The sequence below is a fragment of the Flavobacterium flavipallidum genome, from assembly GCF_038289905.1.
Taxonomy (GTDB): domain Bacteria; phylum Bacteroidota; class Bacteroidia; order Flavobacteriales; family Flavobacteriaceae; genus Flavobacterium; species Flavobacterium flavipallidum.
Genome location: NZ_JBBYHU010000005.1, coordinates 84,841 through 109,624 on the forward strand (window position 1 = coordinate 84,841; position 24,784 = coordinate 109,624).

Consider the following 24,784-nt stretch of genomic DNA (forward strand, 5'->3'; position numbering starts at 1 on the left):
ATCTTTCAATCTTTTAATTTTTCAATTATAAATTATAAAAATGAATATAGATATCAAAAGTGCGCACGGATTGATTCCAGCGATAATTCAAGATAGTGAGACCAAAAACGTTCTAATGTTAGGGTATATGAACGAAGAATCAATTCAAAAAACCATTGAAACTGGTAAAGTAACTTTTTTCAGTCGTTCAAAGCAAAGACTTTGGACAAAAGGAGAAGAGAGTGGTAACTTTTTGAACCTTGTGGATATCAAGAATGATTGCGATGGTGATACTCTTTTAATTCAAGCTCAACCTGTAGGTCCGACTTGTCACACTGGAGCAGATACCTGTTGGCAAACGCCAAATAATGCCAATTATGGTTTTATTTCTGAATTAGAGGAAACTATTGAATCAAGAAAAGAAAATGCCGACTTAGAACACAGTTATGTAGCTTCTCTTTTTGCAAAAGGAATTAATAAAATAGCTCAAAAAGTAGGTGAAGAAGCTGTAGAAGTAGTTATCGAAGCAAAAGATGCTAATGATAATTTATTCTTAGACGAAAGTGCTGATTTACTTTTTCATTATTTAATTTTATTGCAAGCAAAAGGATATAAAATAGACGATGTTATTAAGGTTTTAAAAAGTCGTCAAAAGTAACAGCCCCTTTTTGTGTTAATTTATTGTTAGAACGAGTCAATAACAGATTAAATTTCTGATGTTGATTCGTTTTTACTTTTCCACTCAAATGCAAACAGTTATATTTACCACTTTAAAGAATTGATTTAGAAATAATAACTCATGATTTTTGACAAAACTCATTTTTCAGAAGATTTGATAGATAATAAAATAGAAACGGGATTACATATTATATTAACTACCGACGAAGATGATTCTCGTCCCATTTATATTTCAGGAAATTTTAACGATTGGCGTACTCAGGATAAGGAATTTGTAATGGAACGCGTAGGTACGGGTTTGTATCATTTCAAATTTAAACATGATTTTCCTTTGCCTGAAACGGTGTTGTATAAATTCACAAAAGGGGATTGGAGTGCTGTAGAAATTGATGCTAATGGAGAACGCACCGAAAATCGTTCGACTAATCAACATACTGGAATCCAAAAAGAACATGTTTTTAGATGGAGAAAAAACTGGTTGCCATTTAAACAAAATTTTTTACCTCAAATTCAATTGATTTCGGATGAATTTGAAATTCCTCAATTAAATACTACCCGAAAAGTTTGGGCACTTTTGCCGCACGATTACGATAATTCTACCGAAAGTTATCCAGTAATGTATTTGCAAGATGCTCAAAATTTATTCAATGAAAATGCCAAATTTGGTAATTGGGAAATCGACAAAAAATTAGCGGTAATGTCTGAATACAAAGTTGGAAAAATTATCGTAATTGCTGTAGAACATGCCGAAGGAGGTCGCATACAGGAATACAATGTAGGTAAGACTGTTTTAGGAAAAGGTCTTGGAAAGAAGTACATTAAATTTTTGGTTGAAACCCTAAAACCTTATGTCGATAGTAACTTTAGAACTAAAAAGGAAAGAGAATTTACTGGAATAGGAGGAAGTTCGATGGGAGCTTTGGTTAGTATTTTTTCAGGATTAAGACATCCTGAAGTTTTTGGAAAACTAATGATTTTCTCGCCTTCACTTTGGGTTACCCCAAAAATCAAGATTAAAAATAAAGAAGGCGGAAGTACCAAAATCTATCTATACGCAGGTGGTGATGAAAGTGAAACCATGATCGAACATGTGGAAACGTTCAAAAAAAGAATGCTCGAAAATGATTTTGTTAATGATGAGATGAAAATTAATCTTAGTATTAACAAATTAGGTAAACACAACGAAACCTATTGGAGTGACGAATTTCCTAAAGCAATAGAATGGCTATTTTTCAATACTAAAGACAATTAAAATGAAAGTAACAAAAATTGATAGTTTAGAAAAATTCTCCGGAACGGTTTTAGTTCCCATTTATGAAACGGTTTCTAAAGATGTTCCATTAATTCAGTTTGAAGGTTTAGAAATTTCGTCTATAGTTTTCAGTGGAAAAAAAGATACTTATTACCTAGCCGAAAAAAACAATACTGTTTTTGTTTTTATTGGTTTAGGAAAAACAACAGATTATAAATCGTTAAAAACGATTTTCAGAAGAATTGCTTACAAAGAAAAAGACACATTTAGCTCAAATGTGTCTTTATTTTTTCCGGATATTTTTACTGAAGAACATTTAGAAGCTATTATTGTAGGTTTGCTTTTAGGAACTTATAATTTAGGTCATTATAAAAAACAGGATAATCATCCGTTTTTAAATTCCAATTTTGTACTCCAAATTTTATCTTCAAAAGATTATTCTAAAGTTATCGATAAAGCGATTAAAATTGCCAGAGCCCAACTTGAAATCCTTAGTCTGGTTGATCTACCCCCAAATAAAGTGACTCCAAAATATCTGGCACAATGGGCTCAAAACAAAGGTAATCAATACGGTTTTGAAGTAAAAGTACTTGGATTAGAAACCGCCAAACAAGAAAATTTGGGTGCTTTTGTAGCCGTTGGAAAAGGAAGCGAAAATGAAGCCCAATTTGTAATTATGAATTACAGTCCTAAAAATAATCAAGCGAATCTAAAGCATATCGGTTTGGTTGGAAAAGGAATCACCTTCGATACCGGCGGATTGAATATCAAAACAGCCGGAATGCTACATATGAAATGTGATATGGCTGGTGGAGCTGCTGTATTGGGTGCCATGCAATTAATCGCCGATTTACAATTGCCTGTGAAAGTTACCGCCATTGTTCCTTGCGCCGAAAATTCCGTTGATAGCAAGTCATTTTTACCCAGTGATGTCATTCACAGTTATAGCGGTAATACCATTGAAATAATAGATACTGATGCCGAAGGTCGATTGGTTTTGGCCGATGGATTGTCGTATTTAATTAAAAATTATAATCCTGAATATATTGTAGATGTTGCTACACTTACCGGAAGTAGTGTAGCTACTTTTGGTTACGAATGTGCAGCTTTGTTTAGTAATAATGAAGCTATTTCTAAAAAACTTCAGGAAGTAGGAGAAAGTATTGGGGAGCGTTTATGGCCTTTACCTCTATGGGATGATTATAAAAAAGACATCGAAAGTGATATAGCCGACGTTAAAAATTTTAGTGGAAAACCCGTTGCTGGCGCCATTAGTGCTGCTAAGTTCTTAGAGTTCTTTACTAAAGAACATAAAGCATGGGCACATTTGGATATAGCCGGGGTTGCATTTGGTGATGATGAATTTGCAAAAAGCAAACATGCAACCGCTTATGGCGTACACTTATTAGCAAAATTCATAGAAAACTTATGATAGTATGGAAAGTAATAAAAGCTTCGTTTGTATCTCAAATTATTTTAAAGGAACTGATTTTCTAATTCAGTTAAAAAAACTAGGTAATACGGTATATCTTGTTACTAGTGAAAAACTAAAAGACAAGCCTTGGCCACACGATCATATAGATGAGATTTTCTATATGCAAGGTCAGGATATCGATTGGAATTTGGAACATTTATTACTTGGCGTAGGCAATTTGATGAAGTCAACTAAAATAGACGCCATTGTTGCTTTAGATGATTATGATGTTGAAAAGGCGACGTATCTTAGAGAAAACCTCCGAATTGATGGAATGGGACAAACTACGGGACGTTATTTTAGAGATAAATTAGCGATGCGTATGAGAGCCAAAAGTTGTGGAATTCCTATTCCTGATTTTTGCTCTTTGTTTAATGACCATGACATCAATACTTTTGCTGATACGGTTTCGCCTCCATGGGTTTTAAAACCACGTTCAGAAGCTTCTGCATCTGGAATTATTAAGGTTTTTGACAAAGAAACCTTGTGGATTCATATCAATGAAATGGGTAATAACCGCTTTAAATATTTATTAGAACAATTTAAACCTGGTGCTGTTTATCATTGTGACAGTTTAGTTTTAGAACGTAAAAAAATATTCTCTCTGACTTCAAAATATTTAGCTACGCCAATGGAAATTTCGCAAGGTGGTGGCGTTTTTAGAAGTACAAATATTCCATATGATTCAGAAGACGATATCGAAATTAAGAAAGTTAATCAAGAAGTGCTAAAAAGTTTTGGTTTAAAAAATGGTGCTGCTCATAGTGAATTTATAAAATGCAATGAAGATGGAAAAATTTATTTTCTGGAAACTTCCTCTCGTGTAGGTGGCGCACATATTGCCGAAATGGTCGAAGCCGCTTCGAATATTAATCTTTGGAAAGAATGGGCCACTATTGAAGATGCTTTGGTAAAAGAAAAAAAGTATCAGTTGCCAAAACTGAAAAAAGAATATGCCGGTATCGTTTTGACTTTATCAAAATACCAACATCCTGATTTGTCTTCTTTTTCGGATCCCGAAGTTTGTTTCAGAGTTCCACTGGATTATCACGCAGGGCTAATCGTTAAATCGAATAAAAACGAAAGAGTTTTGGAATTACTCAATAATTATGTCGATCGTTTAATTGCAGATTATACTGTGGTTGTAGAACAGAATAAAGTAAGTAAATTGCATTAAAATTTAAGTTCATCATATTTAAGTTCAAAGAATAATCAATGAAAAATATCTATATTATACTTTTTTTGTCATTATTTATTTCTAATGAAATACAAGCACAACAACTTTTAAATACCAAAGCGGTTTCGTTTACTAAACAAGACAGCTTACGTGGAAGTATCACTAAAGAACGTGCCTGGTGGGATTTAAAACAATACCGATTAGATATAAAAGTCAATCCTTCAGATAGCACAATTACAGGATCTAACATAGTTAAATATCAAGTGTTACAAGAGTATAATGTAATGCAAATTGATTTACAAAAACCTTTAGAAATCAACAAAGTTATTCAGGACGGTATCGCCTTAAAATTTAGAAGAGAAGGCAATGTTTTTTGGATTGATTTAGTTGCTCCACAAAATAAAGGTGCAATAAAAGAGTTGACTATTTTTTATAGTGGAAAACCTAAAGTTGCTGTTAATCCGCCTTGGGAAGGAGGAATAAGCTGGAAAAAAGACAACAACGGAAAAGCTTTTATTGCTTCATCCTGCCAGGGATTGGGTGCAAGTGTATGGTGGCCTAATAAAGATCATATGTACGACGAAGTGGATGATATGTTCATAAGCGTTAATGTTCCTTCTGATTTAATGGATGTTTCCAATGGTCGTTTGCTTAGTGTAAAAAAACAGAATGATGGTACGTCTACTTATAATTGGTATGTTTCTAATCCTATCAATAATTACGGAGTGAATATCAATATTGGGGATTATGTTTCTTTTTTAGAAAAATATAAAGGTGAAAAAGGAATTTTAGATTGCAGCTATTATGTTTTGAGAGAGAATTTGGAAATAGCCAAAAAACAATTCAAAGAAGTTCCCCGAATGTTGAAGGCTTTTGAGTATTGGTTTGGTCCTTATCCATTTTATAAAGACGGTTATAAGTTAGTTGAAGTTCCTTATTTAGGCATGGAGCATCAAAGTTCTGTTACTTATGGTAATAAATTTCAAAATGGATATTTAGGAAGTGATTTGAGCGGAACGGGTTGGGGATTAAAGTTTGATTTTATCATTGTTCATGAATCCGGGCACGAGTGGTTTGCTAACAATATTACTTATAAAGATATTGCCGATATGTGGATTCATGAGAGTTTTACAAATTATTCCGAAAGCCTTTTTGTGGAATTTTTTTATGGTAAAGAAGCAGGAGCTGAATATGTTATCGGAACAAGAAAAGGCATTAAAAATGACAAACCAATAATAGGCTATTATGATGTAAATGAAGAAGGTTCAGGCGATATGTATCCAAAAGGAGGGAATATGCTGCATACTTTGCGCCAAATTGTAAATAATGATAAAAAATGGAGGCAAATTTTGAGAGGCTTGAATAGTACTTTTTATCATCAAACGGTCAACACAAAGCAAATTGAAAATTATCTAAGCGAAAAAACAGGAATTGATTTGAAACCGTTTTTCAATCAATATTTACGAGATATCCGAATTCCAAAATTAGATTACTATTTTAAAGACAAGCAATTATTTTATCGTTGGAACAATTGTGTTAATGGATTTGATTTACCAATTAAAGTTAGTATCAATGGAGTTGAAAAATGGATTAAACCACAAACAATCTGGAAAAGTGAGACTAATATTGCCGAAAATCCAAAATTAATTATCGATGATAATTTTTATGTGACCGGGGTGAATATTACAAATTAAAATAGACTAATTTTATCAGGAAATTCCAAATGCTTTTAAAATGAAAAAATATCACTTCTTCCTGTCTCTTTTTTTAATGGTATTTGGCATCAATTACGGCCAAAATACTAAACCCGTTCAAGTGGTGTTAGAAAGTAGTAAAGATTCTATAGAAGTCGCTCCCAGAATTAACTTGGATTCTATTCATTTTGCGCCTTCAAGTGAAATGCTTGATGAAGATAACTATTGGAAAATTATTGATAAATCATTAAAAGAAACTAACAATCAGGAAGATCAGGAAATTTTTCTTTCAGCCGAATTAGAAAAACTACCATTAAAAGAAATAATTGGTTTTCGCTTGAGAACCGACAAACTTTTATTCGATTCCTATACTTCAAATTTATGGTGTGCCAATTATATTATTAGTAATGGTGGTGCTGAAGACGGCTTTGATTATTTCAGATGTTGGTTGATTTCAAGAGGAAAAGAAGCCTATTATAAGACCCTCGAAAATCCAGATTACTTAGTTAATTTAGTTGGAAACGAACCCAAAACCTATGATTTTGAAGGTTTCTGGTATGTGGCCAATACAGCTTTTAAAAATCTTACCTACAAAGAAGCCGAAGAGTATATCGATTATGAAAATTTTAAAAGTACTGACGAAAATTATCCATTGTTAGAATTCAATTGGAATGTAGATGATCCAGCAACAATGGAAAAAATTTGTCCCGTTTTATTTAAAAAATTCTGGAAGAAATAATTTCCACTATAAGTCATTTATGTTTTGATTCCTGTTTTTACAGCTTCAAAGACTTATTTAGTAAAATCCTAAGTTGTTATCTATATTAGTTGTTTGTATTTTTTTTAAAAATTACCTTTCAAATAAACCAATTGTTCCACCTACCCAGTCTTTATCTTTATTATATTTCACGCCAATCATTTCGCCTCGACTCAAACGTACTAAATTGCCTAAAAGAGTAGGAGCGGCATCTTCTTTTTTCCAAGTACAAAGCATTCTTACTTCGGCTTTAACTTTACCATCTGGTGATTGTACTATAGGCTGATAGTTTACTTTTTTCTGAAGAATATACAATTCCTTATCAACAACAGCTTCAATATCTTCCTTTTTCACATGGAAAATCACACCTGAACCTGAAAAAGAAAACAAAGGTTTCAAAACATAATTTTCTAAATCTTCTGGAATTTCTTTTAGTTCACTTAATAAAGTAGTTTCTATAAAATATTTCCCTTTTAACAGCGGCAAAATAAACTTACTTATTCTGAAAAACCAATTGGGATGTCCAGCCCATTCTACATCCAATTCATCAGAAAAACTGAAATTCATTTTTAAATCAGGACGTAGATTCAATTCGTCAAAAATGACCCTGTTGTAAATGCGTTTTACCTGAATTTCGTCACCATTTTCGTTTTTATAAAATAACTGATTTCCTTTTTTAATCAAATCAGTTACGCATACAAAAGGGATTCCAAGATCTCTTTTGCAATAATAAAAATCAATTTTGGTGTTTTGTTTTTCAGGTTCTATTTCGAGTAAAATAACATTTTCTTTAGGATGATTGTTGCAAAAAACCTCCTCTAGAATTTTCATATAATCTTGTGAACTATAATCATTCAAAAACGGAGTAAGTTCATCAAGAAAAGGATAATATTTTTTGAATTTTTCAAATAAATTAACCTGATAATTAAATAGTGAAGGAAATCCTTGTACCTCAATTAATTTAGGTATTGTTTTTCCATCTTCTTCACAAATTCCAAAATCGATAGCTATAAAAGTACTATGATTGTCTTCATTAGGGACTTTAGTATTTAAATCTAATGATTTGTTAGTTAATTCTTTAAAGTTTTTTTGTTGAATTAAAGCTATAACATCATTACAGCCTTCTATAAGTTGCGCTTTTAATTCATTTGAAATAAAAAAAGGAGTTTCACCTAGTCTAAAAGTAGGTTCGTAATCAAAATCCTGAGCAATATCATTCTTTAATTTCTGGTATTTTTCAGAAGTAAATTGTTCGTTGAATAATTTTCTATATTTTGAAATCATTTATTTTTTGAGGAATTAATTTGACATGATTTTTTTAGATTTCATCAGGTCAGTTATGGCAGCACGCAGAAAATTAGGAATGAGAGTCTCATTGGTACGGTAAATTTTATCATCATCAACTAAGTCTTCAAGCATATTTCTAAATTTCCTTTTACCTTTCATTTTTCTTATTTTGTCTTTGACTTCCTTATCCCTCAGATGTGAGAGAAAACTAATTGGATCAGCTTCGGGGTGAAATTGCGTTCCTACGAGATGATCTGTAAAACGTACTCCCATGATCGCTCTTTCATATTGTACATTATCTCTAATTTTTTCCAGCGAAATAATTTTAGCCCCTTTTTTTGCAAAAACACTCAGTTTGGGTTGTACAACCTGATAATCTCTCGAATCAATGGCATAAAATGGGTCGGCTAATCCTTCGAATAACAAATCATTAAGGCCATCTTTAGTTTTATGAATAGTCATTACACCAAATGAAGTATCGTGTCTTTTAGTAATTTCAGCTAATCCAAAATGTTTACAAGCCATTTGAAAAGAATGACAGATAAAGAGGATGTATTTTTTTATCGGATTCTCTGTGTTCCATTTTACTACAGCATCAATAAATTCATAATATTTTTTATCCCAGTTTCCATCACCTTCTAAAGGGTTTCCAGGACCACCAGATGAAATATAAATATCAAACTCATCTATTTTGGGCAATTCACATTTTCCTCTAACATCAAATATTTTAAAAGAGACAAAAGGAGTGAATCGGTTTATAACTTCAATTAAACATCGCATCCCCTGATTGGGTTCGCCATTGTACATATCTAATATAGCAATTGATATACTTTTCTTTTTCATTAGTCCCACTTTTCAAAATAGTTATTCAAAGATAAGTTATTATTTTATAAGCCTTTAGTAAATTCAGAAGTTATAAAATCGACTACTTTAGTCAAATCATTTGTTTCTTCATAAACAGCCAATTGTTTGTCGGCGCCAGTACCATTTTTCAAAATTTGGTGAGCAAAATTGATATGTTCTCTACTTCCTAATTCATCAACCACATCATCAATAAAGTCAAGTAATTCTATAATTAGCATTTTAGTCTCCACTTCTTTTTGAAGTCCAAAATCAATCATGTTTCCTTCAATTCCATAACGTGCAGCTCTAAATTTATTTTCTTTAATCAAAGCCAATCGATAATTATTGAAACTCAAATTTTGTGAATTAAGTCGGTATAATTTAGCCACAACAGCTTGAATTATAGAGACTATACACATGGTTTCTTCAACCGTTAGGCACATATCGCAAATACGAAACTCTATGGTATCGTAAAAAGGATGCAAACGCAAATCCCACCAAATTTTCTTTGGATTGTCAATGCAATTAGTTTTTACCAAAGTATCTAAATAATTGTCATAAGAAGACAAGGAATCAAAATATTCCGGTAATCCTGTTCTAGGGAATTTATCAAAAATTTTTGTTCTGTAGGATTTGAAACCCGTTTGTCGACATTCCCAAAATGGAGAGTTTGTAGACAAGGAAAAAATATGTGGTAAAAAATAACAGGCCTGATTGATTAATTGTAACCCAATTTCGCGATTCTCAATTCCTACATGGCAATGCATTCCAAATATCAAATTAGAACGCGCGGCATCTTGTAATTCTTTAACGATATTATGATAACGAGGATCGTCGGTGATAAGTTGGTCCTGCCATTTAGCAAAAGGATGAGTTCCTGCACCACCTACAATTAATCCTTGTTTTTCGGCTAATTCAACAATTTTCGTCCTTAAAAATTTTATTTCGCATTCGGCTTCCTTTACATTTTTACAAACATTTGTCCCCACTTCTACAACCGATTGATGCATTTCGGCCTTTACCTGTTCGTTTAATAATATTTTTGCTCCATCAACAATTTTAGACAAATGGGAGCGTAGATCTCTGGTTTCAGGATCTATAATTTGGTATTCCTCTTCAATACCCAGTGTAAAAACCGGCAATTTTTTCATTTAAATATTTTCGATAATTATTTTAATCCAACAGCATTTTTCATAAAACTTCCCCAGGTCAGATTTATTTTTCCGGGTTTTTGTTTTTTTGCGGCAGCAATTGCCATTTTGGCCGCTTCTTCAACCACCCATTCAAAGTTTTCAGCACCTACCGAATTAATATCGGCATCGGGTGCAGGATTTCCAAAATCGATAGCATAAGGAATTCCATCTCTAACAGCAAATTCCACCGTATTAAAATCATAACCTAAACCTTTACAAAGACGAATTGTATAATCTTTGATAGTGGCTAATAATTTTTTATCTACCGGAGGACCGTCAAGAACATAACGCAAATGTGGTTCATTTCTTGGCTCGTATTGCATAATTTTTACAGTTTTACCACCTAAACAATAAACACGGAAATATTCAGTAAACACTATTTCTTCTTGTAATAACATAACCAGTTGTCCTGTTTCTTTATGTTTTTCCCAAAATTCTTCTTTGTTTTCTAAACGATAAACGTTTTTCCAACCACCACCGGCATAAGGTTTCATATAAGCTGGGAATTTTACATAGTCAAAAATTCCTTCCCAATCTAAAGGGTATTTTAAGTTTCTAAAAGATTTAGAAGTTGTATCGGAGGGATGTTCCACCGAAGGGAGAATAACAGTATTTGGTAGTGGCACACCTAGAGTATCGGCTAGGGCATTATTGAAAAATTTATCATCGGCACTCCACCAAAAAGGATTATTGATAACATTAGTTCCTGTAAGAGCAGCGTTTTTAAGAAAGGCTCGGTAAAATGGAACATCTTGGGAGATTCTATCAATAATAACTGCATATTCACCGCCTTTGTTTTGGATAACCTTGTCAATAGAAACGGCTTCGGCTACAATATCTTTTTCATTTTTTGAATTTACACGGTCAATAAAAGCTTGTGGAAAGGTATCTTCCATTCCAAATAGAATTCCGATTTTCTTCATGTTTGTTTTTGCTTTAATACTTTACTATGTTTTTTATTGGTTTAGCTAAATTTAATTCGGGATAAATAATGAGGAAACATTTCTTTCCAAAGTGGCCAATCGTGTAGTTTGTCCTGTCGGATATCTAACCAATGGTGCATATTTTTTTCAGATAATAATTTGCTCATTTTTAGATTAGCATCAAAACAGATATCCCAATTAGATGTTCCTAATGCAATGTCCATATTCCACAATTGATAGTCATTAAATCCCGGTAGAAAATCATCCGGTGTATGGTAGAAAACAGTATCATTATGAAAGCCATCTAAATAACTTTTGATATTAAAAATACCACTCATACTAAATAAATGGCTCACATAACCGGGATGCCTGAAGGCAAAATTTGCCGCATGAAAACCTCCAAAACTACAACCCGCCATCACTACTTTTCCCGAAGTGGTATTGAAACGTACTTTTTCTACAATTTCATGACAAATCATTTTGTCATACCAATCGTGATTTTCTATACGATGTACAGGGTGAATGTGTTTATTATAAAAACTATCCTTGTCAATACTGTCAGGACAAAATATTTGAATTAATCCTTGTTCAAGATACCATCTGGCAGATTCAATTAATCCCATGTCTTTGTTTTCATAATAACTCCCCATGGAAGTTGGAAACAAGATTACAGGATAACCTGAATGACCAAAGACTAACATTTCAGTGTCTCTATTTAAATTAGGTGAATACCATTTAAAATAATCTTCTTTCATAATAACTTTAATTTGGACAATTATAATGAAATTTATTACACAAAAGAGTCAAGTTAGGAGTGAAACAATGTTTTTAACAAAAACATAATATTCTCTTTGTTATTACTCAATGTTATCCGTTTTTTTTATTTAAATCGATTTTACATTAAGCAATTTCTTAACACAACAACACAAATAAATTGTTGTTTATCCAATGATACTTTGTTCAAATAACTGGACTTGATTTTTTAATCTTTCGATAAGCATATTCATCATACGCTTATTTAAACTTGAAGAGTTTTTGATATAAATTAGATATTCATCGACAGTAAATAAAGCAATCACCATTCCTTTTAATGCATTCCTGAATTTGATGTCTTTTTGAATGGCATTTTCAATAATAGTTAATTTTTTTTCTACACTAAGGGTGTAAAAATCCCTTTTGTATTTGCTAATGTAGTTATGAAAAGAAGCGATGAATAAATCATTTTGCAGTTTTAATATAGGTCTCAAAACCTCATTTTGAAAAATTTCATCCGAAGAAGATTGCGTGCTAACACTCCCGATAGCTTCGCCTCTGAATTCACTTAAAAAACGATCTCTCTGGCTCATCTTTTTTTCTTAAATATAGAAAAAAAATAATCGAAGTAATTTTATTTTAAAGTAAATCTTAGTCAAGAATAAAACATTTAACAACTATAAAAAACTATTAACTGTAAATCAGTTTATTACAAAAAAAAAAACACTAATAGCTATTAGCGGTTTCAGTTTTTATAGTGATGTAGCAATTATTTTGATAAAAGAGGTTCTTTGCAGTATTTTTTTTCTACATAAAAAGTACCAAATGGAATTAGAGAAGCAATTAGAATAATCCCTAAGTCTTTTTGACTCCAATTTTGTTCTTTTTTCAACAAAAGAGCTAAAATAATATAACCAATAAATAAAGCTCCATGCGCATAACCAAAGGGCTTAACAATAGTGTGGTAAAGTTCAGGGTTATTAGGTTTTAGAAAAATCATATTAGCCATTAAAACTAAAAAAGAAATTCCTTCAAGAAGAGCAGTAATTTTAAAAATCTTAAGCATGGATATTATTTTAAATATTTACCCGCAAAAATAATGATTATCATTGATTTTCCGGCTAATTAACCTCAAAGTAATTTACATTTGCAATCATAAAATTTTCATAATGAGCAAAAGGGATTTAAAGAAATATTTGAGCGAACTGGATAAAGAACAACTTCAGGAACAATTGATTGAATTGTATGAAAAATTTACTGCTGTAAAAGAATATTACGATTTTGTTTTTAATCCAAAAGAAGAAAAGCGATTACAGGAAGCTAAATTGAAAATTTCAAATGAATTTTTTCCTATTGGAAAAACCCGAAAAGCTAAAATGCGTCGATCTACAGCTCAAAAAATTATTAAACACTTTATTACGCTGGGTGTAGATCCATATATTACGGCTGACGTAATGTTATATACTATCGAAATAGCACAAACTTTCTCGGCAGAAAATCTTATCAAACAAGAAGCTTTTTATAAAAGTTTGTACAATTCTTTTGAACAAGCGGTTCAATTTTTAATTGCTAACGGTATTTTGAATGAATTTAAGAGTCGGATAAACGCAATTTACAGCGAGATTCTTGAGCAAAAATGGAAAAATAAGAATGATTTTTTACAAATTATCGAGCGATTTAACGAATAAAAAGGTGTAAATCAAATTATTTCAAATTAAGTTAATAATTTAAATTAAATATAACAAGATAACTGTTTTTTAGACGTATTTTTGCAAAAATTCAACAAAAAGCAATGTTCGATAGTACGATAGAAATAGAAAAAGAAGAAAAAAAAGAACTTTATGCCTACCAGCAGGGTGATATTGATGCCATTTTTGAGCGCATCGATAACGGTCCTGAAAGACACCATCTACTGTATCAGTTGCCTACAGGTGGTGGAAAAACAGTAATATTCTCAGAAATCGTACGTCGTTACATTTCAAAACACGATAAAAAAGTAGTTGTATTGACACACCGTATTGAGTTGTGCAAGCAAACTTCTAAGATGTTAAAAGGTTTTGGTGTTAGAAATAAAATTATCAATTCTAAAGTAAAAGATTTACCAGATCAAGATGAGTATTCTTGTTTTGTTGCCATGGTAGAAACCCTTAAAAACCGTATCAATGATGAAAAATTGATATTGGATAATATTGGTTTGGTAATTATTGATGAGGCACATTATAATTCGTTTAGAAAATTATTAAATTCATTTGCCAATGCATTTATATTAGGAGTAACTGCGACACCGTTGAGTTCTAATATTAAATTACCAATGAACCAAAGTTATAATGAATTAATTGTAGGAGACACCATTGGTTCCTTGATTGAAAAAGGCTTTTTGGCAAGAGCTACAACTTATAGTTATGATGTAGGTTTGACTTCATTAAAAGTGGGTATCAACGGAGATTATACGGTAAAGTCTTCAGACGATTTGTATACGAATACCCTGATGCAGGAAAAATTATTACATGCTTACACCGAAAGATCGTTAGGCAAAAAAACCTTGATTTTTAATAATGGTATCAATACATCATTATATGTATATGAAACTTTTAGAGAAGCGGGTTATGCTATTCGCCATTTAGATAACACCAGCAGTAACGAAGAAAGAAAAGAAATTTTACATTGGTTCAAACATACAAAGGATGCAATTCTAACTTCGGTTGGGATTTTGACAACTGGTTTTGACGAACCAACAGTAGAAACCATTATATTAAACCGTGCGACAAAATCATTGACATTGTATTTTCAAATGATTGGTCGTGGTTCTCGTAAATTACCAGGAAAAGACGAATTTACGGTTATTGATTTAGGTAATAATGCTGCTCGTTTCGGACTTTGGAGTGAGCCCGTAAACTGGCAACACATTTTTAAATCACCTGAATTTTATTTGGAGAATTTACGTGATGATGCCGAAATCGAGATGTATTTTAAATACACTATGCCTCCTGAATTAAGAGCTAAATTCAGTAAAACCGAAGATGTAACTTTTGATGTAGATGAAGAGCATAAATTAGCTATTAAGCAAAATTTGCGTTCTAAAGTGGTTTTGGATAAATCTTTGGATCAACACGCTACAATGTGTGTTTACAATACAGAAACTTTGCAGGAAGCTAAATTATTATCTAAGGAATTAGATGATGATATTGAGTGTCGTATTAAGCGTTACGCTAAATGTTTAAGCCAGTGTAGTAAAAACTATCGCGAATGGCTTGTTGAAGATTACAAGAAAAACCTAACCATCCTAATTGGGAAAAAGTATCGTGAGAAAATCATGAACGAACCTGATGAAGATGATGAATAAGCCTAAATAAAAATCTTTTTTAGATAAAAAATAATGTCAAAAACATTCTCAAACATTGGAATTTCAAAAACTTTAGTCCATACCTTAAATGGATTAAAAATTGTTACACCTACAACCATTCAGGAACAAGTAATTCCAATGCTTTTAGCTAATGAAACTGATATTGTAGGACTAGCTAAAACAGGAACAGGAAAAACAGCTGCTTTTGGATTACCAATTTTACAATTAATTGATAGTTCTAAAAAAAATGTACAAGCTGTAATCCTTGTTCCAACAAGAGAATTGGGACATCAGGTTTTTGATAATTTAGAAAATTTTGCACAAGATTTACCTGAAATTTCTATTGCAGCTACTTGTGGAGGAATTCCAATAAAGCCACAAATTGAGCGATTAAAAAATCCTACTCATATTGTAGTTGCAACACCTGGACGTTTAATCGATTTATTACAAAGAAAAGCCATCAGTTTAACCGAAACTCAATTTTTAGTTCTCGATGAAGCTGATGAAATGGTTAGTATTTTAAAGGAAAGCCTAGACGTAATTGTTGCTGAGTTACCTAAAAAACACCGCACATATTTATTTTCGGCTACAATGCCAGGAACAATTAAACAGTTGATTCAAAATTACTTGCACAAAAATGTAGTGCATGTAAGTGCCAACATGGAAACTTCTGGAAATGAACAAATTGATCATCAATACATTGTAGTAGATCCGATTGAAAAACTAGACGTTTTAATGCATTTTTTGAATTCCAGAGAAGGACAACGGGGAATTATCTTTTGCAAAACAAAAGCTGCTGTAAATAAATTGGCTAAAAACCTGGCAATCAATCGTTTTTCTTCAGGTGCATTACATGGTAGTTTAACTCAGGGAATTCGTGACCGCATTATGGATCAATTTCGTGAAGGACATATTAATATTCTAGTCGCAACTGATTTAGCTGCCAGAGGAATAGACGTAAAAGATATCGCTTATGTAGTCAATTATCATTTGCCGGATACTTATGAAAATTATGTACATCGAAGTGGAAGAACCGCTAGAGCAGGGGCAAACGGATTATCATTAACCGTTTTACAAGCTGAAGAAGAAATTGAAATTCCCGATTTTGAAAGAGAATTAGGTATTCAATTCAAACCATTTACAAAACCTTCAGTTGCCAGTATTGAAGACAATAATACCTTACTTTGGGCGAAACAAATTTTCAAAACCAAACCGAATCACGAGGTAGAAGCCGAATTAAAAACAAAAATCAAAACCATTTTTCATCATTTGACCAAGGATGAACTAATTGAAAAAATACTTGCCCATCATTTGTTACAAAATAAAAATCAGGCAGTAGAAAAACCCGAAAAAAAACTAAAACAAAAAAAATAAAAACAAACTCAGCATCTTTTGCTGACTCAGCAAGAGATGTTCTCTAAAAAAGGTACACAAATTATGGAAATCGTAATAATCGGAGGCGGTTTTGCAGGAATGAATCTGGCAAAAGAATTGTTGAATCAAGACGGAGTTCGTGTAACTCTTGTAGACAAAAATAATTATAATTTTTTTCCGCCACTTATTTATCAGGTAGCTACGGCTTATTTAGAGCCATCAAGTATTAGTTATCCTTTTAGAAAATTTTTTGCTGGTAAAAAGAACTTACAATTTCGTTTAGGAGAATTATTGGAAGTAGTGCCAACTGAAAATAAAGTAATCCTAAGCAATGGTGAATTGATTTATGATAAATTAGTTTTTGCAACAGGAGCAGAGACCAGTTATTTTGGAATGGAAAATGTTAAAAAGAATGCCATCCCAATGAAAACTTTGAACGATGCGATTGTAATGCGTAATACGTTGCTTAAAAACTTAGAAAAAGCAGCCATTACTAAAGATATTCGTAAGCGTCGAAAATTGTTAACAATTGTTGTTGCCGGAGGAGGACCTACCGGAGTTGAAATTTCAGGTATGTTTGCTGAAATGCGTAAAAACATTTTGTTAAAAGAATATCCTGAATTAGGAACTACTGCCAGTAATATTTATTTAGTTGATGGTGCTCCAGCTTTGCTGACACCAATGAGTAAAGAATCTCAGGAAGACACTTATAAAGCCATTACTGATTTAGGTGTTATCGTGAAATTGAACAATAATGTGGTTGATTATGTTGATGATACTGTTCATTTTGCCAATGGAGAAACTATTCAAACAAAGAATTTAATTTGGGCTGCCGGAGTTACAGCACGTGAATTTAAAGGATTGCCAACGGATGCATATGGACGTGGAAAACGTTTAAAAACGGATGCTTTCAATAAAATTGAAGCTACTGAAAACATTTACGCTATAGGTGATACTTGTATTCAATTTAATGACGAAGCGTTCCCTCATGGACATCCGCAAGTAGCTCAGGTTGCAATCCAACAAGGAATTAACTTGGCTAAAAACATTAAATTAGCTATGCAGCAAAAAGCTTTAGTTCCTTTTAAATATGTTGATAAAGGTTCGATGGCTATCATTGGAAAGGCAAAAGCTGTGGTTGATTTACCAAAACCTAAAATGCATTTTAAAGGTACTTTTGCTTGGCTTATTTGGTTATTCATTCACTTAATTTCATTAATAACTTACCGAAATAAAGTTAGAACGTTTTACAACTGGATGATTGCTTATTTCTCTAAAGATAATTCTTTAAGAATGATTATCAGACCAGATAAAAAAGTTAAAACGGAAGATATTGTAAAATAATTTTTTCTATAGACTTAAAGAAACCGATGCAGAGATGTGTCGGTTTTTTTGTGCGATTTTTCTAAATAAGAAATAGATTACTTTGAATAAAGTTGTTATATTTGAAAAAAAAAGTAATTAACCATAAAAATAGGCTCTAATGAAAGATGAACAAATTCCCGAAACAATTCCCGGAATTGACAATAATATTTATGCTGGATTTTTTGTTAGATTTGGTTCATTGCTTTTGGACGCAATAATTATGCTACCTTTAATTTATATAATTTTCTATATAAATGGACTCTCTATAAACATGTATTTTTATACAATAATCCCAAATTTATTATTTGGAATTTGGTATAATATATATCTACCTAAAAGATATGGAGGAACGCCAGGTAAATTAATAGCAGGTATCAAAATCATAAAAATTAACGGAAAACCTATAGCTTGGAAAGAAGCGATTTTAAGGCATTCTGTTTCATTACTATTAACATTTTTTAGTATTGTAACAATGATAATGTGTTTGCTAAAAGCTGATGAAACTGTTTTTGAAAGCCTTGATTGGCTAAAAAAAGCGGGATATTTAATGTCACTTGAACCAGTTCCTTTTAAGATACATGTTTGGGTAAGCAATATTTGGATTTATAGTGAATTTTTTATTTTACTTACAAATAAAAGAAAAAGAGCAGCACATGACTTTATTGCAGGAACAGTTGTCGTCAGAAGTATTTATGTTAGTAAAATAAACGAAATTATGTTTCCAGATAATAATGACAAGATTTAAGGTGTCCAATTTTAAAATACATATTTTTAAAAATCCTAAATAAAGGAGGCAAAAAACTTAAATATTAATCAAATAGCTCTCTTTATAGATTTTTTGATACACATCTTTGCTGAACATATACAATTGGGAAGGTTTTTTGGAAACACCGGTTTGTTTTTCGTCTAGTGCGATAATGTATTTTTTAGTAATTAATTTTCTTCTGAAATTTCTGTTATCAATCTCCACACCTAAAATAGCTTCATAAGTATCCTGTAAATCTTTAATGGTAAACTTATCAGCTAATAATTCAAAAACTATTGGTTTAGACAAGGCATCTTCTTTTAAATCGGTATAGGCTTCAGCAATAATTTTTTTATGGTCAAAACCAAGCTCCGGTAGTTGGTTAATGGGAAACCATTGCGGATTGTATTTGTTTTTTATTTGAACAACATCAGTAGGTAATAAAATATAATAGCCTATTGTAATAGTTCTTTCGCTAAAATGTTGATTTTGAGCCCAAATAATGTCTTTTTCGTTTTTTAAACGATTTGGATCCCCAAAAACCTTAAACTGCTTTTTGTACAACTGCTCTAAACCAGTCAGTTCTTTTAAAACTCTATTAGCTGTTTCATCTACTGATTCGTTTTCGTAGGTATGAAAACCTTTTAAAACATAATCATTTACCGAAGGAACTTCCGAATCATCAAATTTTAAAAACCGTTCAATAAGCAAAACATTTAATGATTTTGTGTTCTTGTCAAATCCAAAAATGACACAGTCAACAGAGATATTAGGAATTATTTCGGTTTGAAAATTTGCGTTGCTACTCATTCGTATCAGATATCAATCAGTTTAGTAATTGTACAAATTTAAAGATAAAATTTTAATTATAACTTCTGTATTTTTCTTTTGAAATCCATATTAAACGTAATTATAACATTAAATAATTATTTCTTAATATTTCTACAAAAAGATTAATATAATAACTCTTAAATCTGTAATATATGGCTTATAATATTGTTTAATATGAAAAAATAAAGATGTTTTTTTGTTTTGTATGAAAATAAAATTATACATTTGAAAAATAATAGTCAATATGACGTTTAATAAGTTTTCATTCTAAAACCAAAAAAAAAGCATGAAAGAAATTAAGGGCATCAAATCAAAAAACATTTTTTGGATGATGGTTATAGGTAGTATGATGATGAAAGTGAATGCGCAGGTAGTAATTACTAATACTAATTTTTCACTTGGAACTACAGGTCGAATAGGAGCTGGACTTTCACCAAATGGGGAAGGAAATATGTGGAAACCTTTAAATCTTTCAGGACAAGGTTCCTTGGGCGGTCGAATGGAACAAACGGATTATATAGATTTATTACCAGCTATTCATTTTACTCCAAAAAAAATTGGAGCTGATAGTACAAATGCTACTTTTCAAGTACGATTAGGAATGTATGCTGCTAACGGACAATTTGTTGGCAATGTTAGCAGTCGCTCTAATAACGGACTGACTTTTATTCTGCCGGAAGCTTATGTAGAAGCAACTAATATTCTGGGAAGCAAATGGTCAGCTTGGGCAGGTTCCCGTTTTCGCAGGTATGATGATATTCACATTAGCGATTATTTTTATTTTGACGACCATTCGTCACAGGGATTTGGAGTCAAATATAAAAATACCGAATTAACAATGTTAATGCCTGCATCTGCCGATTCTACAAATGTGTATCCTTATAATTACCAAATAACAGTTTCAGGAGCTACTAATCCTGCAATTCGTCAACGAATGGTTTGGATTGGAGAACAAAGTATTCATTTGCAAAACAAAGGGACAATCAAACTTCTAGGAGAATTTCATTATGTTTCTAAAAATTCTGCTGAAGCTTCTAAAAACTTTCCGTCCGATAAAGGCTGGGTAGTTGGAATCAAATACAACAATCCTTTCAAAACCGCTAAACCTGGTTCATTTAATCAAATTTCTGCCCGATTGGGTAGTGGTATTGCAAATGGTGGAGACAATGGGAACACTTATACTTGGGCAACTTATGGCGCACCGGATGAAAATGGAAAATATACTAAAGCCTATTCCTTTACAGCAGTAGAACACTTTTTGATAAATTTATCTAACAAATTTAGTATCAATGGTTACGCTGTTTTTACGAAGAGTAAAGGTGGTTCGGAAAGTAATAATACCGACGAATATTTTAATGGAAACCAACTTTATAATAGAAAAACCGATTTTGTGGTTGGAGTGCGCAACTTTTTTTATGTGACCAATTGGTTTCACCTAATTCAGGAAGTACATTATGCTACTAGAAAAGATGGAGATAATCCAGAAGCCAGTATGTGGAAATTTTCATTAGCACCTACCATTGTCCCATTGGGCAACAGAGATCCTTGGAGTCGTCCACATATACGCTTAGTTGCAACCGTTGCCCGATACAATGATTACGCTCGAGATCATAATTATTCACCGTTTTTACAAATCAATCAAAAACGCTGGGGATCTTACATTGGAGTTAAAACAGAATGGTGGCTTTTTTAATCCTTAAATTACTTATTATAAAAACATTAAATAATCTAATTTAAATTTATTTCTTAATTATAAACAACAAACAATATGCCTATTTTTGGAACATCTATATTATCATTTATGCCTTTCTGGACAGCCGAAGGAGGAGCATTTGCAATCAAAAAAACCGCTGAGTACGGATTTGATATGCTCGAAATCAATTTGCCGCATTCTTTTGATTTTGATGCCAAAAAAGTTAAAAAACAATTGGACGAAAAAGGCATTATGGGACGTTGTGGATATAATTTACCTAAAGATTGTCACATTCCATTATACCCGGAAAAAGCAACAATAGCAATCAAAAAAGCATTAGATATTGTAGCCGAAATGGACGGTGATTTTTTAGGAGGAGTACTGCATTCGGCAATTGGAACATTTACCGGAAATCCTTGCTCAAAAAAAGAAAAACAAATTGTAGAAGAAGTACTTCAGGAAGTGACTTTATATGCGTTGCAACAAAATATTACAATTGCTATCGAACCCATAAACCGTTACGAAAGTTATGTTTACACATCGACATCGGAAGTTTTAGATACAATTGAAAAAATCGGAAATCCAAATTTAGGATTGCATCTGGATACTTTTCATATGAATATCGAAGAAAATGATTTTTACAATCCGGTGATTCGTGCTGGGCGTAATCTAAAGCACATTCATATTACAGAATCAGATCGTGGAATGACAGGAGAAGGAAATGTACATTGGGATGATTTTTTTAAAGCTTTAGCCGAAATTGATTATCAGGGGCCGTTAGTTTTAGAGAATTTTTCTTCTCAAATTAGCGAATTAGTTGGTCCAACATCTTTATGGAGACCTTCCAAATATACTTCAGAAGCATTAGCTAAAGGAAGCTTAAAATTTATGAAAGAAATGGTTAACAAACATTATACAAACAATTTACATAATACATTATCACACACAAAATAAGAAACTATGGAGACAAAATTAAAAGCAGTTTGTTTTGGAGAAATCCTTTTTGATGTATTTCTGGAACACAAAAAAATTGGCGGAGCTCCGCTTAATGTTGCCACAAGATTAAATGCCCTTGGTGGAGAAGTGGCAATGATAAGTGCAGTAGGGGATGATACTAATGGTGAAAAACTAACGATATACCTTAATGATTTAGGAATTAATACTGACGGAATTGCGATAAAAGACAATTATCCAACAGGAATTGTAAATGTAATTTTGAACGAAAAAGGTAACGCTTCATACGATATTCATTATCCATCAGCTTGGGATAAAATTGAAAATTCATCTATAAATACTACTATTGTTGAAAATGCCGATTTTTTAGTTTACGGAAGTTTAGCCTGTAGAGATACCGTTTCTAAAAAAACACTCGCCGAATTATTAGCTGTAGCAAAATACAAAATATTCGATGTCAATTTAAGAGTGCCGCATTATACCAAGAATAATATTCTGGATTTATTACATGCCGCCGATTTCATCAAATTCAACGATGAAGAACTTTATGAAATATGTGAAGGTTTGGGTTCTGAAATAAAATCATTGGAACAAAATATCATTTTTATTGCCGAGAAAACAAATACTGATACTGTTTGTGTGACTTTGGGAGCTCATGGCGCTATTTTGTATTACAACAAAAAATTCTACCGCAATTCTGGATTCAAAGTAAATGTTGTTGATACCGTAGGTTCAGGAGATTCTTTTTTAGCGGCTTTAATCACGCAACTACTTTGCGGAAATAATCCGCAGGATGCCATCAATTTTGCTAGTGCAATAGGAGCAATTGTAGCTCAACACGAAGGAGCAAATCCGTTAATTTCTGCAACAGAAATCAAAGAATTCTTAGACGGTTTTGAACAACAAAAAAAGAGATTCAGAAAAACATTTTAACCAATAATCTAAAAACCAACAAAATGATGTCTATTGAAAAAACAACTGTCATCGAAGATGAAAAACACTTACAGAAATTAATAGAAACTGTCCAATTAGATGCTACAGAAAGCAAACAATCCTCAGTAAAAAAAATAGCGGTGGTAAGCAAAGAATACGCTTTTCAGTTCGTTATTATTACGACCTTATTTGCTCTTTGGGGAATTGCCAATGATTTAACCACGCCAATGGTCTCGACTTTTAAGAAAGTAATGCCAGAATTATCCAATACACAGGCTTCTTTAGTTCAATTTGCTTTCTATTTTGGCTATTTTTTTATGGCTTTACCGGCAGCTTTGTTTATTAGAAAATACAGTTACAAATCCGGAATTATTTTAGGGCTTCTTTTATATGCTACTGGTACATTTTTATTTTATCCGGCGGCGCATTATCAAAGTTATACATTTTTCCTTTTTTCGTTATGGATTATCACCTGTGGATTAGCGTTTTTAGAAACAACATCCAATCCTTTGATTCTGTTTTTAGGTCATAAAAAAACAGCAACTCAACGATTAAATTTTGCCCAGGCGTTTAATCCAGTTGGTGCAATTACAGGATTAGTAATGGCGCAATTCTTAGTTATTAAAGAGATTAAATCTGATGATTATTCCCCTGAAGCTTTTAAAGCTTTAACATCAAATGAATTAGCTGCAATCAGAGAAAACGATTTAGAAGTTATTAGTATTCCTTATATTGGATTAGGACTTTTTGTTCTGGCAATTTTAATTCTTATTTGTTTTACTAAAATGCCAAAAACGCCACAAGAAGACAAAATGTCTATCAGTGAATCTTTCAAAAAACTTTTTGCCAATAAAAATTACAAATACGGTGTAATTGCTCAAGCTTTTTATGTGGGAGCGCAAATTATGTGTTGGACTTTTATTTTTCAATATGTTGATAATATCAATAAAACCTTTGGTTTAGAACTTACGGCAACTTATTACAATATTGCTGCAATGCTATTGTTTTTATTAGGAAGATGGGTTGGAACAGCCATTATGAAAAACACCAATCCTTCTAAAATACTGATGCTATTTGGAATTGGAGGTGTGATTTGTGCAGCCGGAGCTATTGTATTACAGGGAATGCCGGGATTAATTTCACTTATTTGTATATCAATTTTTATGTCGATTATGTTTCCAACCATTTACGGAATTGCCTTAAAAGATATGGGCGACGAAGCTAAAATTGGATCAGCTGGATTGGTTATGGCAATTGTTGGCGGTGCTTTAATGCCTGTTTTACAAGGAAGTATTTTAGACTTGGGCGGCTCAGGATTTTCAGATATTAAATTTTTCGGATTTATTACAGAGGTGAATTTCTCATTTATTTTGCCGCTAATTTGTTTAGCTGTTGTAAGTTGGTACGGAAAAATGACTTATAAGACGATCTAATAAAAAAAATTATTTTGTTGAAAACCGATCTGAATCTCTGATTTGGATCGGTTTTTTTCATTACAAACAACAGAAAAATTTTTATTGATCAAAAAAAATCATA

Annotated in this window: 23 protein-coding genes; 15 read left to right on the top strand and 8 right to left on the bottom strand. The window is 32.0% G+C overall.

Annotated elements, in window-relative coordinates; genetic code table 11:
• Positions 1–40: 40 nt before the first annotated feature.
• From hisIE to AAEO59_RS04270, 6 genes are all read left to right on the top strand, one after another.
• A complete protein-coding gene (gene hisIE, locus AAEO59_RS04245; RefSeq protein ID WP_341699498.1) occupies positions 41–637 on the top strand; it encodes a bifunctional phosphoribosyl-AMP cyclohydrolase/phosphoribosyl-ATP diphosphatase HisIE in 597 nt (198 codons plus the stop codon).
• Positions 638–778: 141 nt separating this feature from the next.
• On the top strand, positions 779–1,909 hold the full coding sequence (locus tag AAEO59_RS04250) for an alpha/beta hydrolase (RefSeq protein WP_341699499.1): 1,131 nt from the start codon (positions 779–781) through the stop codon (positions 1,907–1,909).
• A 1-nt stretch (position 1,910) separates the two neighbouring features.
• The gene (locus AAEO59_RS04255) at positions 1,911–3,341 is read left to right on the top strand and encodes a leucyl aminopeptidase family protein (protein ID WP_341699500.1); all 1,431 of its coding nucleotides are present in this window, start codon (positions 1,911–1,913) and stop codon (positions 3,339–3,341) included.
• A 4-nt stretch (positions 3,342–3,345) separates the two neighbouring features.
• Entirely contained in the window at positions 3,346–4,560 is a 1,215-nt protein-coding gene (locus tag AAEO59_RS04260; RefSeq protein ID WP_341699501.1) for an ATP-grasp domain-containing protein, read from the top strand.
• Positions 4,561–4,598: 38 nt separating this feature from the next.
• The gene (locus tag AAEO59_RS04265) at positions 4,599–6,254 is read left to right on the top strand and encodes a M1 family metallopeptidase (protein WP_341699502.1); all 1,656 of its coding nucleotides are present in this window, start codon (positions 4,599–4,601) and stop codon (positions 6,252–6,254) included.
• A gap of 40 nt (positions 6,255–6,294) precedes the next feature.
• Positions 6,295–6,993: a DUF4240 domain-containing protein gene (locus tag AAEO59_RS04270; protein ID WP_341699503.1), complete on the top strand. Its 699-nt coding sequence runs from the start codon at positions 6,295–6,297 to the stop codon at positions 6,991–6,993.
• Between the two features lie 111 nt (positions 6,994–7,104).
• Here AAEO59_RS04270 and AAEO59_RS04275 read toward each other — a convergent pair whose 3' ends face one another.
• From AAEO59_RS04275 to AAEO59_RS04305, 7 genes are all read right to left on the bottom strand, one after another.
• Complete coding sequence (locus tag AAEO59_RS04275) at positions 7,105–8,295, bottom strand: hypothetical protein (RefSeq protein WP_341699504.1); 1,191 nt, start codon at positions 8,293–8,295, stop codon at positions 7,105–7,107.
• Positions 8,296–8,310: 15 nt separating this feature from the next.
• Positions 8,311–9,141, bottom strand: a complete 831-nt coding sequence (locus tag AAEO59_RS04280) for a type 1 glutamine amidotransferase (protein WP_341699505.1) — start codon at positions 9,139–9,141, stop codon at positions 8,311–8,313.
• 44 nt (positions 9,142–9,185) lie between these two features.
• A complete protein-coding gene (locus AAEO59_RS04285) occupies positions 9,186–10,292 on the bottom strand; it encodes a carboxylate-amine ligase (RefSeq protein WP_341699506.1) in 1,107 nt (368 codons plus the stop codon).
• Positions 10,293–10,309: 17 nt separating this feature from the next.
• Entirely contained in the window at positions 10,310–11,257 is a 948-nt protein-coding gene (locus AAEO59_RS04290) for an ATP-grasp domain-containing protein (RefSeq protein ID WP_341699507.1), read from the bottom strand.
• Between the two features lie 41 nt (positions 11,258–11,298).
• Positions 11,299–12,012, bottom strand: coding sequence for an alpha/beta fold hydrolase (locus tag AAEO59_RS04295; RefSeq protein WP_341699508.1), 714 nt, complete (start codon positions 12,010–12,012; stop codon positions 11,299–11,301).
• Positions 12,013–12,198: 186 nt separating this feature from the next.
• The gene (locus AAEO59_RS04300; protein WP_341699509.1) at positions 12,199–12,603 is read right to left on the bottom strand and encodes a glyoxalase; all 405 of its coding nucleotides are present in this window, start codon (positions 12,601–12,603) and stop codon (positions 12,199–12,201) included.
• 176 nt (positions 12,604–12,779) lie between these two features.
• On the bottom strand, positions 12,780–13,076 hold the full coding sequence (locus AAEO59_RS04305; protein ID WP_341699510.1) for a DUF3817 domain-containing protein: 297 nt from the start codon (positions 13,074–13,076) through the stop codon (positions 12,780–12,782).
• Positions 13,077–13,179: 103 nt separating this feature from the next.
• Between AAEO59_RS04305 and AAEO59_RS04310 the strand changes: the two genes are divergently transcribed.
• From AAEO59_RS04310 to AAEO59_RS04330, 5 genes are all read left to right on the top strand, one after another.
• Positions 13,180–13,698 carry a DUF6155 family protein gene (locus AAEO59_RS04310; RefSeq protein WP_341699511.1) on the top strand — a complete coding sequence of 173 codons (519 nt, stop codon included), beginning with the start codon at positions 13,180–13,182 and terminating at the stop codon, positions 13,696–13,698.
• A 104-nt stretch (positions 13,699–13,802) separates the two neighbouring features.
• Positions 13,803–15,353 (top strand): DEAD/DEAH box helicase, encoded by a 1,551-nt coding sequence (locus AAEO59_RS04315; protein ID WP_341699512.1) that lies wholly within the window; start codon positions 13,803–13,805, stop codon positions 15,351–15,353.
• 33 nt (positions 15,354–15,386) lie between these two features.
• Positions 15,387–16,727 carry a DEAD/DEAH box helicase gene (locus tag AAEO59_RS04320; protein ID WP_341699513.1) on the top strand — a complete coding sequence of 447 codons (1,341 nt, stop codon included), beginning with the start codon at positions 15,387–15,389 and terminating at the stop codon, positions 16,725–16,727.
• A gap of 63 nt (positions 16,728–16,790) precedes the next feature.
• Positions 16,791–18,071, top strand: a complete 1,281-nt coding sequence (locus AAEO59_RS04325) for an NAD(P)/FAD-dependent oxidoreductase (protein WP_341699514.1) — start codon at positions 16,791–16,793, stop codon at positions 18,069–18,071.
• 139 nt (positions 18,072–18,210) lie between these two features.
• Positions 18,211–18,837: an RDD family protein gene (locus AAEO59_RS04330; protein WP_341699515.1), complete on the top strand. Its 627-nt coding sequence runs from the start codon at positions 18,211–18,213 to the stop codon at positions 18,835–18,837.
• A gap of 57 nt (positions 18,838–18,894) precedes the next feature.
• Here the strand turns inward: AAEO59_RS04330 and AAEO59_RS04335 are convergent, their stop codons facing one another.
• Complete coding sequence (locus AAEO59_RS04335) at positions 18,895–19,647, bottom strand: NUDIX hydrolase (RefSeq protein WP_341699516.1); 753 nt, start codon at positions 19,645–19,647, stop codon at positions 18,895–18,897.
• Between the two features lie 307 nt (positions 19,648–19,954).
• Here AAEO59_RS04335 and AAEO59_RS04340 point away from each other — a divergent pair, with 307 nt between their 5' ends.
• The 4 genes from AAEO59_RS04340 (at position 19,955) to fucP (ending at position 24,681) form a co-directional block, all read left to right on the top strand.
• Positions 19,955–21,361 (top strand): carbohydrate porin, encoded by a 1,407-nt coding sequence (locus AAEO59_RS04340; RefSeq protein ID WP_341699517.1) that lies wholly within the window; start codon positions 19,955–19,957, stop codon positions 21,359–21,361.
• A 75-nt stretch (positions 21,362–21,436) separates the two neighbouring features.
• Positions 21,437–22,315: a sugar phosphate isomerase/epimerase family protein gene (locus AAEO59_RS04345; protein ID WP_341699518.1), complete on the top strand. Its 879-nt coding sequence runs from the start codon at positions 21,437–21,439 to the stop codon at positions 22,313–22,315.
• A 6-nt stretch (positions 22,316–22,321) separates the two neighbouring features.
• Positions 22,322–23,248, top strand: coding sequence for a carbohydrate kinase family protein (locus AAEO59_RS04350; RefSeq protein ID WP_341699519.1), 927 nt, complete (start codon positions 22,322–22,324; stop codon positions 23,246–23,248).
• A gap of 23 nt (positions 23,249–23,271) precedes the next feature.
• Positions 23,272–24,681 carry an L-fucose:H+ symporter permease gene (gene fucP, locus AAEO59_RS04355; protein WP_341699520.1) on the top strand — a complete coding sequence of 470 codons (1,410 nt, stop codon included), beginning with the start codon at positions 23,272–23,274 and terminating at the stop codon, positions 24,679–24,681.
• Positions 24,682–24,784 lie beyond the last annotated feature (103 nt).